Here is a 15,968-nt window from a genome sequence, read left to right on the forward strand (position 1 = left end):
TCGCCCGGGCCGACAGCTCCGTCTGGTGTCCGAACTGCGCCCTCTTTCGTCCCGGGACGTAGCGGTCTCCGACCGGGAGGGCCCGGTCAGGGCGGATTCGTGTCCGAGGGGACGTCGTTTCGGAAAACGGCGTGAGTTCCTCGACGCACTCTCGAGTGTCGGTCCGAGCGACTGGGCGGTGGAAGCCGAAATCGGCCGCTCAGAGGCCGTCGTCGGGTCGGGGCGTTCGGCTCTCGCTCAGCAGGTGGGTGAGCGTTCGTTTGACCCGCTCCGGGTTCGGAACGCTGCGGAAGGTGACGTCGTCGGTCGACGTTCCGGCCGTGTAGACCACGACGTCGCCGAAGGAAAGCGCACGCTCGAGCGCCGACTGATTGTACGCGGTGTTTTGAACCCTGTCGAGGCGAATCTGCGTGACGTCCCGTGAGACGAGCCCGTGTTTGACGTAGATCTCCTCGTCGGTGATGACGTACAGCAGGCGGATCCAGTTGAGGTACGTCATACCCACCTGCCCGGCGCCAGCCAGGACCAGCACCAGCGGCAGATACGCCACCCAGGACGGGACGGTCTCGCCGGTGATAACTCCCGACAGCCAGACGGTGAGGACGATCCCGAGCACCGCGAGACCGACTCCGAAGGCGACCGCTGTCGCGATCGTCAGCCACGACGGGCGCCCCGCCCACTGCACCTGCTCGCCCTCGGTGAGGTGAAGCCAGTCGGCGGTCTCGAGTTCGTCGTAGGACTCGTACGTAGGGTCCATCGGTACCCTCTTTCGGCTCTTCGATACTGGTACTTTCGGCGGCGAGATCGGCTCGCAGTCGGCGAGCGCGCCCGCTCCGCCGATCGACGAAGAGGGGCGAACCTCCGATCCCTGCGGGAAATGTTCAGAACGTCGGTCCCATGCAGTTTGGCGCGGTACTTTTTGACAGTCACCGACGAGGGCCGACCATGGACACCCAGACGGCGTTCGAGATACTCGCGAACACGGATCGCCAGCACATCGTCGAGGAACTCCTCGAGAACGACGGCCGAACGACCGTCGGCGACCTCTCCCAGCAGCTGGCCGCTCGCCGAAAAAACGATGCCGGCGAAACCGAGCTGGAACGCGCGAAACTCGAGCTGTATCACAATCACCTCCCTCGGCTCGAGGACCACGGCGTGATAGCGTTCGATCGACGAACCGGAGACGTCGTTCTGCGTGACGGCTCGGGACTCGAGCCGTACCTAAACGATCCGACCCGAAAACGTAGCGTTCCGCTCGATAGCTGACGGGCTGATACGGGGTCGCGGCGCGCGACGAGTCCAGCGCGCCGCCGGGCGATCGGCCCTCGAGGGCCGGTCGCCCGCTCAGTCCTCCTCCCAGTAGTACAGTTCCTCCTTCGGGCTTCCGCACTCGGGACACGCGTCGGGAAGGCTCCCGCTGAACCGTCCCATCTCGCCGCACTTCCGACACCGCCACATGCTGTGCTCCCGGTTGTCGGGCTCTTGTGGCTCGCCGATCGGAATTTCCGTCTCCTCTTTGTTTCTGAGTTCGCTGTCGGCGGACGGTGTGTGCTGGTCGGGGCTCATTCCGAGTATCCGTACGACCCGTGTCGTGTTAAAGCGTGCCACTAGTGGAGCTCGTCCGAACGGTCTTCGATCAGTGACCGTTGCGTCGCATCGTCCAGAGGTCGTCGAAATCGATGACCTCGAGCGCGTCGCCCTTGCTATCGATGTGCTCGAGCAGCGTTTCGTACTCGTCGGCGTCGATCGTGTTGTGCTGATCGAAGGCGTGGAAGTTCAGGATCGAACACTGGCGGTGTTCGGCGGCGAGGTCGACACACCGCATCGCGATGTCGAGATCGTGGCCGATCGTTCGCGGGAGCACCAGCGGATCGAAGCCGTGGACGCCGGTGAGGTTGACGTCGCCCGACTGGTTGAACCCGCCCGCGTAGTAGTAGTCCGAGATGACGTCCAGAACCGTCCGGTCGAAGCTGTTGTGCGGGTAGACGAGGTAGTGTCCGCCCTGGAACTCGTTCTGGACCGCCCAGTTCTTGTCCCGTCGAATGCTGTCACGGAGCGACTCCGCGTCCATCCGTGCGAGATGGGTGTGGGTGCCGTGGGCGACGATCTGGTCGCCGGCCTCCTGGCGCTCCTTGAGCTGGCCGACCGTCATGATCCCCTCGCGCTGTCCACGCGTCCACTGACGGACGGCCGCCTGGACCGCGTTGACGCCGTACTGGTCGTGCAGCGGGCTCGCCACGTCGTAGTAGTCGTCGAAGCCGTCGTCCCAGCACAGCACCACGTACCCCTTCTCGGGCTTGTCGTGGATCCGGAGGTCGTCGACCCACACCTCCGCGTCGCCGGTGTTGTAGACGATGAGCTGGATCTCGTCGACGACGTCTCGCTCGAGCGGGACCGAACTCTCCTCGAAGACGCCGGGGTTCGTCCGGAACCAGCCGATGTCGGGCGTTCGGTAGGTGACGCTTCGAAGCTGGTGGTGGGCGTACCCGCCGTAGATGTCGAAAAGCCGGATATCGACCGCCACGTTTCCGGGGGTCGACGTTCGCACGGCCAGCGAGAACTCCTGGTCGGTCAGATCGGTCGTCTCGATGCTCCGCTCGACGATGACGTTCTCGCCGTCCTCGGCGGTGAGCTTGAGGCTCTGGGAGCCCTCGAAGGCGACATCCTCGTCGGCTTCCGCAGATCCCTGAACCGTCTCCCAGATGTCGGGGTCCTCGAAGTCGTCGAACGACTCCCCGGGTTGGCCGAACTCCTCGCGGCTATCGTACTCCGTCTCGACCGTGAGTGCCGGCGGTTCGTAACTGTTCGTCACGTCCTGATCGCCGGTGTCGGACGTCGATTCGTTCGACGACCCGCTCCCGTTTTCCTCGGACGTCTCCGAGCTAAACCGGTCCGTGCAACCCGCAAGCCCCGCGAGCGTCGCCGATCCCGATAGTGCGAGAAACCGACGCCGCGTGTTGTTGTCTTCCGTCATCGGTGATCTATAGGGCATACAGTAATAAAAGTATTACAGTCATAAAATCCTATTTGTTACTGAGGCGAGCTTCGAGCGAGAGCTAGCGGACCAAGCACCGATAAGCGGGCCGAGTACCGGGCGGAAGACGGTATCGCCTCGATCAGTAACCGATCGAACGACTGATAGTCCGGGCATTCCTCCGTCCGACCGATGGACACCGGACTCGGATTTGCGATCGTCGCCGCTTTCGTCTGGGGGTTTTATATCTACGTGCTGAAGCGCTCGTTCTCGGGCTATCCGCCCGCGGCGCTGACCGTCCTCATCAACGCCTTCGCGATCGCGTGGTACCTGCCGGTCCTGCTCACCCGAACCGAACGCTCCACGGTCGCGTTCGACGGGTTCGGCCCCCTCGAGTTCGGGGTGATCGCCCTGACGATCGCGTCGACCGCCGCCGCGTTCGTGCTGTTTCTGCGAGCGATCGCGCAGGGTGACGTCTCGTACGTAACCCCGATCAACAAGGTCGTCCCGATGTTCGTCCTCCCGCTCGAGATCCTGTTTCTCGGCCAGTTTTTGACGCCGCTGCAGGTCGCCGGGGTCGTCGTCGCGACGCTCGCGGTGTACGTGGCGAACTACGACCCCGGTGGGTTCTTCCGCCCGTTCGTCAAGGCCGCGCGATCGCGACCCGCACAGCTGGCGCTGGTGAGTGCGATGTGTTACGCGATCGGTGACGTCGGGAAACGCGTTGCGCTACAGGAACTCGCTATCCCGGAGACGCTCTGGGTACCACTGTTGCTGTCCGGGGTCGCAGTCGTGCTCCTCCCGAGTGCGGTCCGGAGCCCGCCGACGGGCGTTCGCGGGGATATTCCCGAACTGGCCCTCGCAGGAGCGATCGTCGCGCTCGGAGAGCACCTGACGACGCTGGCGTTCGCCCTGTTGCCAGCGAGTATCGCCTCCCCCGTGATCAACACGCAGGCGATCGTCGCCGTCGTTCTCGGTGGGATCCTCCTCGGAGAGCGCTACTTCCGGATCCGGCTCGTCGCGGCCGTACTGGCGGTCGTCGGCGTCACGCTCATCGCGATCTGAGTTCCGAACGCCCTCGCGGACGAGCGGGGTCTCGAGGGGCGATGCCCGGCAAGACGCTGCCTTCGCGAGCGGGCGGCTGTCGGCGCGGCAGAGAGAGAAAGAGAACGCGACCGTCGGTAGCTAGTCGTGGATCCCCATCGCGCTGATCTGTTCCTGGTACCGGTTCCGGATCGTGACCTCGGTCACCTGGGCCACGTCGGCGACCTCACGCTGGGTCTTTTTTTCGTTACAGAGGAGCGCGCTCGCGTAGATCGCGGCCGCGGCGTAACCCGTCGGAGACTTGCCCGACAGCATCCCCTGTTCGGCCGTCGTGTTGATGATCTCGTTAGCCTTGAGCTGGACCTCCTCGGGGAGGTCGAGCTCCGAACAGAACCGCGGCACGTACTTCTTCGGATCGACGGGCTCCATCTCGAGGCCGAGCTCCTGGGAGATGTAGCGGTACGTGCGGCCGATCTCCATCCGATCGACCCGCGAGACGGCGGCGACCTCGTCTAACGACCGCGGAATCCCCTCCATCCGACAGGCCGCGTACAGCGTACTCGTGGCGACCCCCTCGATCGACCGCCCGCGAATGAGGTCCTCGTCGAGCGCGCGCCGGTAGAGCACGCTGGCCACCTCGCGGACCGAGCGGGGGACGCCCAGCGCGGACGCCATCCGATCGGTCTCGGAGAGCGCGAACTGCAGGTTCCGCTCGCCGGCGTCTTTCGTCCGGATTCGTTCCTGCCACTTCCGGAGCCGACTCATCTGGTTTCGCTTCTCCGAGGAGAGCGAGCGGCCGTAGGCGTCCTTGTTCTTCCAGTCGATGGTCGTGGTCAGCCCCTTGTCGTGCATCGTCTGGGTCGTCGGCGCCCCGACCCGGGACTTGCTGTCGCGTTCGGACTGGTTGAACGCCCGCCACTCGGGCCCGTGATCGATGCCGTCCTCCTCGAGAATGAGGCCGCAGTCCTCGCAGCTGACCTCGCTTCCGTCCGAACTCCGGACGAGTGCCGTCGAATCGCACTCCGGACACGCCCGAACGCCCTCCTGCTCAGTCGTGTTGTTCTTCGTCTGCTCGTCACGTTGTTTCTGACGGGTCGGGCGTTTCATCAGTCGAGTAGAGAGAGTGACCCGAGAAGGTTAAACGCTGGGAGTGATCGGAGCGAACCGAGCCGAAAAGAAGTCGGAAAATAAAACCGGGTTTCGTTTGTCGTTTCCCTTCATAAGACGACGGTGCATTGCGAAAGGTATGCGAGTACTGTTGGGAATCGACGCCGGGACGACCGCGATCACGACCGTTGCGTACGATACGAGCGGGTCCGTTCTCGCAACCGCGACGGAAACGCAGTCGGCCGAGTACCCCGATTCCGGCCGAGCGGAACAGAACATGACGGCAGTCTGGAGCCGAACCCGAGAGACGATCGAGCGAGTAGTCTCGACGCTGGACGACTGCGTCGAGATCGACGGCGTCGGCATCACTGGCCAGGGGGACGGCTGTTGGCTGATCGACGCGGAGGGAGAGCCGGTTCGAGACGCCGTCCTGTGGTCGGACAGTCGAGCGGCACCGATACTCGAGACCTGGAACGAGGACGGAACGATGGACGCGTTGGTCGAAACATGTGGCTCACCCGTGTATCCGGGAATGTGCCTTCCGATCTTGACGTGGCTCGCCGAGCACGAACCGGAAACGCTCGAGCGGGCGACGACCGCGTTCTCGTGCAAGGACTGGCTCGGCTACAACCTGACCGGATCTCGAGTAACTGACTACACCGAAGCGACGGTACCCTTTCTCGACCGCGAGACCGGCAATTTCGATCCGACGGTGTTCGAACGAGCCGGTATTCCGGAGTGGAACGATCTCATTCCGGATGTCTATGCCGGAACTGACGTGATTGGAACGGTAACGAGCGACGCCGCCTCGAGAACGGGGCTGCCCGAGGGCACGCCCGTGGTAGCCGGAGCCATCGACGTCGCCGCCTCGGCCATCGGAGCCGGTGCGGTCACCCCCGGTGACGGCGCGGTCTCGCTCGGCACGTCGCTGTTCACGCAGACGATCACCCGGACTCCGGGCACCGGCGGCGAGAGCATCGGCATGGCGTTCGGAATCGAGGACCGCTGGACGGCGGCGATCGGTTCGAACGCGGGCACCCCGAGCCTCGAGTGGGTGTGCGAGGAACTGCTCGAGAAAGAGGGGATCGAGACCCTCGAGCGGATCGCCGCGTCGTCGCCGGCGGGATCGAAAGGGGTGCTGTTTCTCCCCTACCTCAGTGCGACCGGTGAGCGGGGACCGTTTACCGATCCGAACGCCCGCGCCGGATTCGTCGGACTGACGCCGGAGCACGGCCGGGCCCACGTCGTCCGCAGCGTCTACGAGGGGCTCAGCCTCGCGGTGCGGGACTGTATCGAGCACCTTCCCGCAGCGCCGAACCGAGTGTTTCTCACCGGCGGCGGGAGTCGATCGACGTTCTGGTGTGACCTGCTCGCGGACTGTCTCGGGGTCGAGCTTCTGGTTCCCCGGACCGACCACCCGGCGGCGAGAGGGGCTGCAGCGCTGCTCGCAGTTGGGCTCGAGATCGAACCGCGCCTCGAGCGAGCCGTCGGCCGACTGGCCGGCGAGCGAGATCGATATTCGCCGAACGAGGAGGCCGCGGGGACGTACGACGAGGTGTACGCCGCGTATCGTCGAACGCGCCGAGAGATGGAGCCGATCTGGCGTCGACAGGCGGAGCTGCGTCGAAGCCTCGAGGGGGCAAGCTTTTGAGGAGCGGTACAGACAGTAGCTCCGTGGGACGATACCAGCCCGGACGACACGATTCGTTCATCAAGTGTGAGACGGCTCGCTGCGGAGCGAGCAACGCCCCGGAGGGATCGCCGGAGTACGACGGGGAGTGCTGGCGGTGCGGGGAACCGCTCGGCGGGAAGCCCGAACCGGGCGACGAGGTCACCGTCGATATCGTCGACGAGAAATCGGACGGAACGCTCGTCTGCAAGACCGAGGACGGGTTCGTCCTCTTTCTCGAGGCCGACGTCGTCGCGATCGAAGCGACGGTCAGGGTCACGTCCGTCGACGAAACCTACGGCGAGGCGGAACTCGTCGAAACGGAGCTGTAGCTGTACGAGTCTGCAGCTGTGGGTTTTCGGACCGAGCCGGAGAAGTCCCCGATCCGATAGCGCGCTGGCGTGTCATCGGCGAGAGGGAGCGAGACGAGACTCATCGGAATCCGGAAGACTCGGGTTCGGGTTCGGGTTCGGGCTGTGAGGACTCGAGCGCAAACTGCGAGACTCCGGATGCGGACCGCGAAAACTCGAGGACAGAGCGGGAAGGCTCGGAGTGCAGATCGGGCGTTCGATTCCACACACACACACACCACGTTTCCGGTGAAACTGGGAGAGCGAAGCGGTGTCTCTCGAGCGCCGAACTGCCACCGATGCCAGTCAAGAATCACCACGTTTATACTCTACTGCTGAGTAAATTCCATTGATTCGGTCACATTCTATAGAAAGTGACGTTGGTCACGGACTACAGTCGCTCTTCCAAGGGAAGCTGCGGAGCCCTCGACGGGGTTCCGGAGCCCTCGGCGGGGTTCGTTGATTCGCTCTTCCGTTTCGCGTCCGCCGTTTCCTGCTGGGTTCAGCGATACCCTACCGGAATCGGCGGTCGACTCGGATCCGACGTTCTCGCAACGACCGCCGTTTCCACTGGACCCCACCCACTCCCGAGGCGGATTTCACCGGAAACCCGGTGTGTGTGTGCGGCCGGAAACTCCCTCCCGTTCTCCCGTCGAAACCCTCAAGTCGATTCACCGGAAACACGGTGTCCGTCAATGCCCGAGTCCGACGACCTGTTCGTCCGGGAGGATCCGATCTTTACGAACAAGGAACTCCTCGAGATCAGCCACCTCCCGGACGGGGGCCGCATCGTGGGTCGGGACGAGGAGATCAGCCACCTCGCCAACGCGGTCAACCCGGCGATCCTCGGTCAGAGCCCGAGCAACGTCCTGATCTACGGGAAGACCGGAACCGGGAAATCCCTCTGTGCGAAGTACATCTCCCGACGCCTCGTCGAGACTGCCGAGGAGGAGGGTATCACGGCGGTTTTCGCGTACGTCGACTGCGCGCAGGATACCACCGAAACGCAGGCCGTCCAGACGATCGCGAGTTCGGTCAACACGGAGGCGACCGATATCTACATTCCGGACAAGGGAATCAGCACCGCGACGTACTACAAGCGACTCTGGCGGCTCCTGAACGAGGCGTACGACGTCGCGCTCATCATCCTCGACGAGATCGACAAACTCGAGGACGACGCGATCTTGATGCAGCTCTCCCGGGCCGGCGAGGCGGGCAAGGTAACCGACTGCAAGATCGGCGTCATGGGGATCAGCAACAAGATCAAGTACAAGGATCGGATGGACGAGCGGGTCAAATCGAGCCTCTGCGAGCGGGAGTTCGTCTTCCCGCCGTACGACGCGAGCCAGCTCAACAAGATCATGACCGCGAGAAGCGACGCGTTCCGCGAGGGCGTCCTCGAGGACGCGGTGATCCCGCGGGCCGCCGCGCTCGCCGCTCGCGAACACGGCGACGCCCGCAAGGCGATCGACATCCTCCGGTACGCCGGCGAGATCGCCCAGACCCGAGGGACCGAGACGGTTCGCGAGGAGTTCGTCGTCCAGGCCAGAGAGCGCGCGGAAGTCGACCGGTTCCGCGAACTCATCCGGGGTTCGACCCCTCACTCCAGGTACGTTCTGCAGGCGCTGACGGTGCTCTCGCTCGAGCAACAGCGCGAGAACGACGTCGAGAACGGCGGGTTCCGCACGACCCGTATCTACGACGTCTACGAACAGATCTGTCGCCAGGAGGGGACCGACGCGCTCTCGCTCCGTCGCGTCCGGGACCTCCTGAAGGAACACGCCTTTCTCGACATCCTCGAGCAGACCCGCCACAGCGGCGGGAGCGCGGAGGGCAGTTACACCGAACACACGCTCCTCGAGGATCCGGAAGTGGTCAAAAACGTCCTCGAGGACACGGTCGAGTAGCTCTCGAACGGTCGACGGCGACGATCGTCCGAAACGTCCGCTTTTGAACGGAACGCTCCGGTTCACCGGAAACGTGGTGTGGTACTCCATCGGAAACTCGGCATCTCCGACGGCAGCGACCGGTCCTCCACACCGAAGTTCCGGTGAAACAAACCACCTCGCGACCGTGCTCCGCCGACCGCGTTTCACCGGAAACGAGGTGTCTTCGATCAGTGGACGACGCGTTTCCGTTCCCCGAGGAGACGACCCCGCATCCGTTCGAGGCGTCGGAGTGAGGTTCGTAGCGTCGTGTTGATACAGGTGAACGGCGTATCAACTCGGTCTAACCTTTCTTCTGGGTGGCGCGCGCTGTCGGCGAGGCGCGACCGCAGAGAGCGCCTCGAAAGAGCGAACGGGGAACGGAGTGACCCGTGAGCAGACCGGCCGAGCGCCAGTGAGGACGGTCGACGATACTGTGCGAGGTCTTCGCGAGTTGAACGAGCGAAGGCTTGGAAGACGCAACGCGTCTTCCTGTGGATGAGCGAGCGAATCGGCTGGGGAGGGCGTGGCGATCCCGTGTGTTCGTGCGAGCAGGATCTGCTACTCGCCAGTATCACCCGAAAGCCCCTATCCCTTTCAGTCCCACCCCGCGGTGGTTGGTCGGCACTGCAGACGTATCACCGGCTGTTCCATACGCAGAGGTAGTTGCCGAATTTCCCGTTTCAGTTTCGGATACGGGAGTAAGTAAAGAAGTCGCGGTACTGTGTGCTTTCGCTTCGACTGGTAGACGTTTAAATCCGGGTCCGTTCGCGCACCACGCCGACGGCATCGTCGCCTCGAAGCGATCTCTCTGTACCGCTTTTGGGGTTTCTCCGACGGGCGGGCTCCGAAGACGCGGGATCCTCGAGACGCTACGGACTCCGACCATCGGTGAGGTCGGGATAGGACTGCGTTCCCCCGCTCGAGTTTCGTGCGATCATGGTCACGACCGCCGCGGTTCCGTCGGTGACGGTCCGCACGCGCTCCTCGTAGTGAAGGATCGTCAGGTCGAGACACGCCCGGAGCAGGTCGTTCGAACGGTATCGGTGACGCTTGCTCGAGGGGCCGACGTCGACCTCGTCGGTCGAACGCAGGTGGTGTTCGTACACCAGCACCCCGTCCGGTGCGAGCGCCTCCTTCAGGTCGGGGAGGTGCTCGAGGGCGGCGAAGAAGCTCACGGTGATCACGTCGTAGCCGTCGGGTTCGGGGTCGAATTCCTCGAGATCCGCGCGAATCCAGTCGACGTCGACGCCACGCTCCGCAGCCCCCCGCCGTGCTCTCTCGAGGGCCGCGTCGGAGACGTCGACGGCGTCGACCTCGTATCCCTGCTCGGCGAGGTAGAGCGCGTTGCGACCGGTTCCCGTCGCAACGTCGAGCGCGCGACCGTCCGGCAGCGTCTCGATCCGGGACTCGAGTTCCGGGATCGGCTCTTCGGGCAGTTCGAACCCGGGATCGTCGTACTTCTCGTTCCAGCGATTGCGGTCGTCGGTCATACAGGCCCAGTCGAAACCGACCGTCTTGGAGGTCCCGGTCGCGGTCGGTTCCGGCGCTACTTCGGAGGTCCGATCCCGGTTAACATTCACGACCCCGGTCGACACCTACGTCACGTCGTCGTGCGTGAGCAGGTCTCGTTCGCGTCCGTCCGCCGGGGGATCGTAGGTGATCACCTCGAGCAGGTTGCCGTCCGGATCCAGGAAGTAGAACCCCTCGAACTCGCCCCAGTCGTAGGGGCCCTGGTTGGGGAACTGGCCGTCGAGTTCGGCGACGAACGCCTCGTACCTTCCCCGGTCGGTTTCGAACGCGAGGTGGGCCTTGTCCAGCGGATGCTCGAGATCCGAACGGTTCCAGCCGTCGGCTCGTCCCGTCTCGGCGAGCGTCACGACGGTGTCGCCGACCGCGAACATGGCGTGCTCGCCGTCGAAGTCTTCCGGCGGCCGCCGGACCGACAGCCCGAGTTCGTCCCGGTAGAAGGCGTACGTCGCCTCGAGGTCGTCGACGTCGACGTTGATGTGGTCGACGGCCCGCATGTCACCGCCCCACCCGTTCGGCGTACTTCCGGACCACCGGGGCCTCGGTATCGAGGGAGTCGTTGGTCCAGGCGGCGTCGGGATCGATCTCTCCCTCGAGGAGGTCGGTCTCGGCGAGCGCGCTCGCGAGGCGTCGCCAGCGCTCCCCGTCGTGGTTCCCCCACCCTGCCTCCTCGAGGTGGCTGCTAAACTGGAGGTCTCTGGCGGCCGTCTCGAACTTCTCGCGCTCGATCCGGCGGCGTCGCTCGAGGGTCGCGTTCCGCGCGACCAGGGCGTCGATCGCGGCCTCTGGACCGGCCGTCGCCTCGGCCCAGCCGCGGGCGGTCGCCCGGAGGAAGGCGCTGACTGCCTCGGATTCCTTGTCGGCGAAGGCGGGGTTCGTGACCAGCGTCATCCCGTAGACGGGCAGGTGGTTCCCGATCGGCAGCTCGTCGGCGACCCGATCGTGTTCGTCCTCGAGTTCGAGTCCGTTGGTGACGACGCCGACGGCCGCGTCGACGCTGCCGTCGAGCACCTGGTGTTGCACGCGGTGGTGGGTGTGGGGATCGACCTCGAGCAGGTCAACTTCCTCGCGGATGCCGACGTCCTCGAGGAGCTGGGCGGTCAGAATCCGGGTCTTCGTCGCGGAGGGTGCGACGGTGCGTCCGGCCAGCTGTTCGGGCTCCTCGAGGGGCTCGCCGAAGACGTCCCGGAGCGTGTAGATCGCCGCCGGCGTCTTCGCGGTCACCGCCGCGACGGCCAGCGGATCGTGGCCCCGGCTCTGCACAGAGAGGACGGCGCTGGCGCCGGCGAGGGCGATATCGGCCTCTCCTTTGGCCGCCTGCTCGGCCGCAAAGGGCGAGCCGTGGCCCTCGAGGAACGCGACGTCGACGCCCTCCTCCTCGTAGAAGTCGCGTTCGCGGGCGAGGAAGTACGGTGCCTGGAACCCGTTCGGCTCCCAGTTGAGCTGGAAGGTGAGTCTCTCCATCCGTCACACCTCCAGCCGGAACATGTCGTCAGGCACGTGATCGACGCCGAGCGCGTCGGCGCCCGCGACCTCGAGCAGGTGGTCGAACAGCCGATCCATCCCGTCGATCGTCTCCTCGTCCCAGTCGGCGACGACCATGTCCCGCCAGCCGTCCCGGACGGCGCGGATGATCTCGGGGTCGTCCTCGTACATCAGGCGCTCGCCGATGTCCGCCCAGAGCTCGTCGTCGCTCGTCAGTCGGTCGACGGCGTCCCGGTAGGCACCCTTGAACCCCTGCACCGCGTCGGGATTCTCCGAGAGGTACGTCTCGCTGGTCAGGAACGTCGAGATCGGCAGCTTCCGATCGGTCTCGGAGAGGTCCTGGACGAGTTCGGCCATCGGGAGCACCTCCCGGTACGGCCCCGTCTCGGTGATCTCGGGGACGATCGGCCAGAACTGGAGGATCCCCTCGACCTCGCCGTCCCGGAGCATCCGCGTAAGCTCGACCTTCGAGCCCGCCTCGACGGGGGTCGCCTCCTCGTCGGGGTCGAACCCGTGGCGCTCCCGGCAGGCGGCCCGCACGAGGATCCAGTTCTTGTCGAGGCGGCGAACGACGCCGATCCGACGACCCCGGACGTCGGTCAGATCCTCGATCGGGGAGTCCTCGGGGGTGACGAGCCCGCCGACGGTCCGCCCGTACGGGTGGATCGCCACGATCGGCGCCCCGTCGGCGCGCTCGCGGGCCGTCGAGATGTAGTCGATGTCGATGAGATCGGCGTCGCCCTCTTGCAGTTTGGCCTCGACGGTCTCGACGCCGCCCTCGAGCGAGTCCGAGACGAGCTGGATATCGAGGTGAAAGCCGTGCTCGTGATCGAGTCCGAGCCGTTTGATCGTATACAGCATGTACCGCGGGCTCCCGTTGTGTTCGAACCGCGCTCGCAGCACAGGTCGATCGCCCGGTTCGTCGTGGTGGGCGTCGAGTTCGGCCTGCTGGCTCTCGACGTCGACGGTAGTGGATTCCACCATCCCGATCACCCCAGCGAGGCGACGATGGCGTCGAGTTCGGCCTCGTCGTCGATCAGTTCGCGCTCTTTCATCCACTCGAGCTGCGTCCCGAGATCCTCACGATCGGCCAGTTCCGGCACCTCGTAGCGCGGCACCGTCACCCGCTCTCGAAGGGCGTCCATATCGACGTCCGCGAACAGGTCGGGCGCGACGCGGGCGTCCTTCTCGAGCATCTCGAGATACTCCTCGCGGAACGCCTCCGGGTCCTCGTTGATGTCGCGGACGGCGCGACCGTAGGCGGCGACGTACGCCTCGAGGAGGTCGGCGTCGACGCCGTCGCCGCCGACGATTCCCATGTGGTTCTCGAACTCGAGGACGGGCTCGAACCCCAGCTGCTCGGCCAGCGTAGACTGGGGATCCAGCAGCGTGACGGCGTCGACCTCGCCGTCCCGTAGCGCCCGCAGTCGATCGGTCGGCATTCCGTAGTGAACGAGAGAGACGTCCTCCGGAGCGACGTGTTCCTCGAGGGCCCGCATCGCGGTGTACTCCTGCCCGGTGCGGCGGTTGACGGCGACGTCGACCCCGGCCAGATCGGTCGGCGACTCGATCGCCGTTTCCGGCCGGGTGAACACGGTGTAGGGCTGGTCGGCGAAGGTGCCGTTCGCGACGACCTCGCCGTCGCCCATCCCCCACGTTCGCTTCAGACTCTCCCACTTGCAGACGGGGTAGAGGTCGACCTCGTAGTCGCCGGTCAGCGTCTCCTCGGCGGGGATGTACTTGATCTCGACGGACCCGCGCTCGCGCTCGATCAGGTCGACGTCCAGCCCCTCGGCCTCGAAGTACCCCCGTTCAACCGCCACCCGCTGTGGCAACACGAACGAGAACGGGAGGTGAAACAGTTTGAGCGTGTTATTGTCTGCCATGCAGCCACAATGATCACAAATTCACTGATAAACCTTTCTCGTCAACTTTTATAAGAAGGATTGTGGATATGTGTCGTGGGTAGTACTGACATGGAGAAGGCGAACACCGGCGACGCGGGTTTCGAGGAGGTCAGCGACGGGGTCTACCTCGCCGATCTCGCGACCGGACGAGAGGCGAGCGTGAAGTACTGGCGCATCGATCCCGGCGCGACCCTCCCCGTCCACGAACACGACAACGAACAGATCGGGTACATGCTCGAGGGGACGCTCGTCGCGATAGCCGACGGCGAGGAGGTACGGCTCGAGCCGGGGGACTGCTACCGGTTTCGGAGCCGGGAACGCCACGGGGCCGAGAACCGATCGTCCGATCCCGCCGTCGGAATCGGCGTTCTCGCTCCGCCGCGGGAACGGCCCGACTGGGACGATCGGTGACCGTCGTCCGACGACCGCCGGACAGTCGCCACTGGTCGAAACCGGCATCCGAGCCAGAGCCCGTCTCCGGTATCGTCCGGTCGATCACCACTCGTACCGAACGATCTCGCCATCGAAGCGTCGCGGGTAGCGCCATCAAACTAACACACGTTCGTCGAACACCCCTCGTCGATCGAACGTGCCCCGCTCGACGATCACGCGACGGGATCAAGCGAACTCGGGACTCAGACCGTCGCCGGCTTGCGGGCCTCGATGGTAGCCGAGACGAGGTACTCGCTCAGATCGCGGTCCGCGTCCCACTCGCTGATGAACTCCGTGCTCTCGGCTTTCGGTTCGATCCGGATGTCCTCGAAGCCGGCTTCGTCGAGCATCGTCTCGAGCGTATCGACGGTCGAGGCGCCGGCGACACACCCCGTCAGCGAGTCCGGGTCCAGTCGAACGTCCTCCGGGAACGGGGCCGTCTGGACGACGTCCGAGATCGCGAGCCGACCGCCGGGCTCGAGCACCCGGTACGACTCGTCGAACACTCGCCGCTTTTCGGGAGCGAGGTTGATCACGCAGTTCGAGACGATGACGTCGACGGTCGCGTCCGCGACGGGCAGATTGGAGATCTCGCCGAGCCGGAACTCGACGTTCGACGCGTCGTTTTTCGCGACGTTCTCCCGAGCCCTCGAGACCATCTCCGGAGTCATGTCGACGCCGATTACCCGACCGGTATCGCCGACCGCTCGAGCGGCGAGGAAACAGTCGAATCCCGCTCCCGATCCGAGATCCAGTACCGTCTCGCCCTCGCTCATCTCGGCGAACGCCTTCGGATTGCCACACCCGAGTCCGAGGTCGGCGCCTTCGGCGACGGCTGCAACGTCTTCCGAGGGTTCGTTGCAGTCCTCCCTACCCGTGCAGTCGGAAGCTGGTGTAGAGGGAGCCGTCGTCACGCGGGATACCCCGAACGGGGTCTTTCGCTCAGTCGTCGAAGGCGGTTTCCGTCGAGTCGACGACCTCGAACGACGACTCGCCGCACTCACACCCCGTTCGCTGTCCGATCGGGCGGACGGTTCCGTCGGGCCGCTGCTCGGAGGCGTAGGCCTTCCCGCAGGCGGTACAGATCGCTGCGACCTTCCGCGTCGTCTCCGCATCGACGTCCGAATCGGCCGCCGAACTGCGGCCGGAACGATCGTTCATTTACCGATTCAAGACAGTCCTCGTCGAAACCAGCTCTGCATTGAAATCGAGAGTCCTTATATAGGCGGTTCACTCCGTATCCGGCATTCCCTTCGGCGTCGAGACGGTAAGCGAGTTCCTGACGAGGTTGTCCGTCGCCCGACGCAGCCGCTGTGAAACTGAGTTCGTGGAGATATCCAGCGCCGCCGCCAACTCCTCGATCTGGGTTTCGCGGGGAACCTCGAAGTAGCCCATCTCCTGGGCGGTCGTGAGCACCTCGCGCTGTTCGGGTGTGAGGTCGTATCGTCGCTCCTTCGGCTCGATACCGCGGTACAGGCGCTGTACCTCGAAGCCGTACTCCCGCTCGCGAAAGTACGCCTGGAACTCCTCGAGGACGCTCTCGCT

18 protein-coding genes are annotated in these 15,968 nt (G+C 64.9%); 6 read left to right on the plus strand and 12 right to left on the minus strand.

Translation table 11 applies throughout. The annotated features are described in order from the left end of the window. Positions 1-199 precede the first annotated feature (199 nt). Complete coding sequence (locus ACNA7R_RS00860) at positions 200-757, minus strand: PH domain-containing protein (protein ID WP_416281636.1); 558 nt, start codon at positions 755-757, stop codon at positions 200-202. A 188-nt stretch (positions 758-945) separates the two neighbouring features. Here ACNA7R_RS00860 and ACNA7R_RS00865 point away from each other — a divergent pair, with 188 nt between their 5' ends. Continuing rightward, positions 946-1,266 (plus strand): hypothetical protein, encoded by a 321-nt coding sequence (locus ACNA7R_RS00865; protein ID WP_416281637.1) that lies wholly within the window; start codon positions 946-948, stop codon positions 1,264-1,266. A 78-nt stretch (positions 1,267-1,344) separates the two neighbouring features. On the opposite strand, the gene ACNA7R_RS00870 is transcribed toward ACNA7R_RS00865, so the two are convergent. Together ACNA7R_RS00870 and ACNA7R_RS00875 are read right to left on the minus strand one after the other, a co-directional pair. Further along, entirely contained in the window at positions 1,345-1,566 is a 222-nt protein-coding gene (locus ACNA7R_RS00870; RefSeq protein WP_416281638.1) for a hypothetical protein, read from the minus strand. A gap of 70 nt (positions 1,567-1,636) precedes the next feature. Then, positions 1,637-2,974, minus strand: coding sequence for a polysaccharide deacetylase family protein (locus tag ACNA7R_RS00875; protein WP_416281639.1), 1,338 nt, complete (start codon positions 2,972-2,974; stop codon positions 1,637-1,639). A gap of 192 nt (positions 2,975-3,166) precedes the next feature. Between ACNA7R_RS00875 and ACNA7R_RS00880 the strand changes: the two genes are divergently transcribed. After that, positions 3,167-4,039: an EamA family transporter gene (locus tag ACNA7R_RS00880; protein WP_416281640.1), complete on the plus strand. Its 873-nt coding sequence runs from the start codon at positions 3,167-3,169 to the stop codon at positions 4,037-4,039. Between the two features lie 120 nt (positions 4,040-4,159). Here the strand turns inward: ACNA7R_RS00880 and ACNA7R_RS00885 are convergent, their stop codons facing one another. Continuing rightward, positions 4,160-5,125: a transcription initiation factor IIB gene (locus ACNA7R_RS00885; RefSeq protein ID WP_278303812.1), complete on the minus strand. Its 966-nt coding sequence runs from the start codon at positions 5,123-5,125 to the stop codon at positions 4,160-4,162. Positions 5,126-5,264: 139 nt separating this feature from the next. Between ACNA7R_RS00885 and ACNA7R_RS00890 the strand changes: the two genes are divergently transcribed. The 3 genes from ACNA7R_RS00890 (at position 5,265) to ACNA7R_RS00900 (ending at position 9,051) form a co-directional block, all read left to right on the plus strand. Beyond that, positions 5,265-6,776, plus strand: a complete 1,512-nt coding sequence (locus tag ACNA7R_RS00890) for an FGGY family carbohydrate kinase (RefSeq protein ID WP_416281641.1) — start codon at positions 5,265-5,267, stop codon at positions 6,774-6,776. 23 nt (positions 6,777-6,799) lie between these two features. Next, positions 6,800-7,126 carry a TRAM domain-containing protein gene (locus ACNA7R_RS00895; RefSeq protein ID WP_416281642.1) on the plus strand — a complete coding sequence of 109 codons (327 nt, stop codon included), beginning with the start codon at positions 6,800-6,802 and terminating at the stop codon, positions 7,124-7,126. A gap of 713 nt (positions 7,127-7,839) precedes the next feature. Continuing rightward, complete coding sequence (locus ACNA7R_RS00900; RefSeq protein ID WP_416281643.1) at positions 7,840-9,051, plus strand: Cdc6/Cdc18 family protein; 1,212 nt, start codon at positions 7,840-7,842, stop codon at positions 9,049-9,051. Positions 9,052-9,941: 890 nt separating this feature from the next. On the opposite strand, the gene ACNA7R_RS00905 is transcribed toward ACNA7R_RS00900, so the two are convergent. The 5 genes from ACNA7R_RS00905 to ACNA7R_RS00925 all read right to left on the minus strand — a co-directional run bounded on the left by ACNA7R_RS00905 (position 9,942) and on the right by ACNA7R_RS00925 (position 13,970). Next, positions 9,942-10,562 carry a class I SAM-dependent methyltransferase gene (locus ACNA7R_RS00905; RefSeq protein ID WP_416281644.1) on the minus strand — a complete coding sequence of 207 codons (621 nt, stop codon included), beginning with the start codon at positions 10,560-10,562 and terminating at the stop codon, positions 9,942-9,944. Between the two features lie 105 nt (positions 10,563-10,667). Further along, entirely contained in the window at positions 10,668-11,096 is a 429-nt protein-coding gene (locus tag ACNA7R_RS00910) for a VOC family protein (RefSeq protein ID WP_416281645.1), read from the minus strand. A gap of 1 nt (position 11,097) precedes the next feature. Continuing rightward, positions 11,098-12,063, minus strand: coding sequence for an ABC transporter substrate-binding protein (locus ACNA7R_RS00915; RefSeq protein WP_416281646.1), 966 nt, complete (start codon positions 12,061-12,063; stop codon positions 11,098-11,100). A 3-nt stretch (positions 12,064-12,066) separates the two neighbouring features. Then, positions 12,067-13,068: an ABC transporter substrate-binding protein gene (locus ACNA7R_RS00920; RefSeq protein WP_416281647.1), complete on the minus strand. Its 1,002-nt coding sequence runs from the start codon at positions 13,066-13,068 to the stop codon at positions 12,067-12,069. Positions 13,069-13,073: 5 nt separating this feature from the next. Further along, positions 13,074-13,970, minus strand: a complete 897-nt coding sequence (locus tag ACNA7R_RS00925) for an ABC transporter substrate-binding protein (RefSeq protein ID WP_416281648.1) — start codon at positions 13,968-13,970, stop codon at positions 13,074-13,076. Between the two features lie 90 nt (positions 13,971-14,060). On the opposite strand from ACNA7R_RS00925, the gene ACNA7R_RS00930 reads away from it, so the two are divergent. Then, the gene (locus tag ACNA7R_RS00930) at positions 14,061-14,402 is read left to right on the plus strand and encodes a cupin domain-containing protein (RefSeq protein WP_416281693.1); all 342 of its coding nucleotides are present in this window, start codon (positions 14,061-14,063) and stop codon (positions 14,400-14,402) included. A gap of 224 nt (positions 14,403-14,626) precedes the next feature. Here the strand turns inward: ACNA7R_RS00930 and arsM are convergent, their stop codons facing one another. The 3 genes from arsM to ACNA7R_RS00945 form a co-directional block, all read right to left on the minus strand. Next, positions 14,627-15,337 carry an arsenite methyltransferase gene (gene arsM, locus ACNA7R_RS00935; protein WP_416281649.1) on the minus strand — a complete coding sequence of 237 codons (711 nt, stop codon included), beginning with the start codon at positions 15,335-15,337 and terminating at the stop codon, positions 14,627-14,629. A 28-nt stretch (positions 15,338-15,365) separates the two neighbouring features. Beyond that, positions 15,366-15,584: a hypothetical protein gene (locus ACNA7R_RS00940; RefSeq protein WP_416281650.1), complete on the minus strand. Its 219-nt coding sequence runs from the start codon at positions 15,582-15,584 to the stop codon at positions 15,366-15,368. A gap of 69 nt (positions 15,585-15,653) precedes the next feature. After that, on the minus strand, positions 15,654-15,968 hold a 315-nt coding region (locus tag ACNA7R_RS00945; protein ID WP_416281651.1), incomplete at its 5' end, for a helix-turn-helix domain-containing protein.

Source organism: Natronococcus sp., assembly GCF_047921035.1.
Lineage (GTDB): Archaea > Halobacteriota > Halobacteria > Halobacteriales > Natrialbaceae > Natronococcus.

What these genes read in the sequence shown, in the direction of transcription:
- ACNA7R_RS00865 (WP_416281637.1), top strand. Translation starts at nt 946, where the DNA reads ATGGACACCCAGACGGCGTTCGAGATACTCGCGAACACGGATCGCCAG.
- ACNA7R_RS00910 (WP_416281645.1), bottom strand. Translation starts at nt 11,096, where the DNA reads ATGCGGGCCGTCGACCACATCAACGTCGACGTCGACGACCTCGAGGCG.
- ACNA7R_RS00870 (WP_416281638.1), bottom strand. Translation starts at nt 1,566, where the DNA reads ATGAGCCCCGACCAGCACACACCGTCCGCCGACAGCGAACTCAGAAAC.
- ACNA7R_RS00885 (WP_278303812.1), bottom strand. Translation starts at nt 5,125, where the DNA reads ATGAAACGCCCGACCCGTCAGAAACAACGTGACGAGCAGACGAAGAAC.
- ACNA7R_RS00890 (WP_416281641.1), top strand. Translation starts at nt 5,265, where the DNA reads ATGCGAGTACTGTTGGGAATCGACGCCGGGACGACCGCGATCACGACC.
- ACNA7R_RS00905 (WP_416281644.1), bottom strand. Translation starts at nt 10,562, where the DNA reads ATGACCGACGACCGCAATCGCTGGAACGAGAAGTACGACGATCCCGGG.
- ACNA7R_RS00925 (WP_416281648.1), bottom strand. Translation starts at nt 13,970, where the DNA reads ATGGCAGACAATAACACGCTCAAACTGTTTCACCTCCCGTTCTCGTTC.
- ACNA7R_RS00875 (WP_416281639.1), bottom strand. Translation starts at nt 2,974, where the DNA reads ATGACGGAAGACAACAACACGCGGCGTCGGTTTCTCGCACTATCGGGA.
- ACNA7R_RS00915 (WP_416281646.1), bottom strand. Translation starts at nt 12,063, where the DNA reads ATGGAGAGACTCACCTTCCAGCTCAACTGGGAGCCGAACGGGTTCCAG.
- ACNA7R_RS00900 (WP_416281643.1), top strand. Translation starts at nt 7,840, where the DNA reads ATGCCCGAGTCCGACGACCTGTTCGTCCGGGAGGATCCGATCTTTACG.
- ACNA7R_RS00930 (WP_416281693.1), top strand. Translation starts at nt 14,061, where the DNA reads ATGGAGAAGGCGAACACCGGCGACGCGGGTTTCGAGGAGGTCAGCGAC.
- ACNA7R_RS00860 (WP_416281636.1), bottom strand. Translation starts at nt 757, where the DNA reads ATGGACCCTACGTACGAGTCCTACGACGAACTCGAGACCGCCGACTGG.
- ACNA7R_RS00920 (WP_416281647.1), bottom strand. Translation starts at nt 13,068, where the DNA reads ATGGTGGAATCCACTACCGTCGACGTCGAGAGCCAGCAGGCCGAACTC.
- ACNA7R_RS00880 (WP_416281640.1), top strand. Translation starts at nt 3,167, where the DNA reads ATGGACACCGGACTCGGATTTGCGATCGTCGCCGCTTTCGTCTGGGGG.
- ACNA7R_RS00940 (WP_416281650.1), bottom strand. Translation starts at nt 15,584, where the DNA reads ATGAACGATCGTTCCGGCCGCAGTTCGGCGGCCGATTCGGACGTCGAT.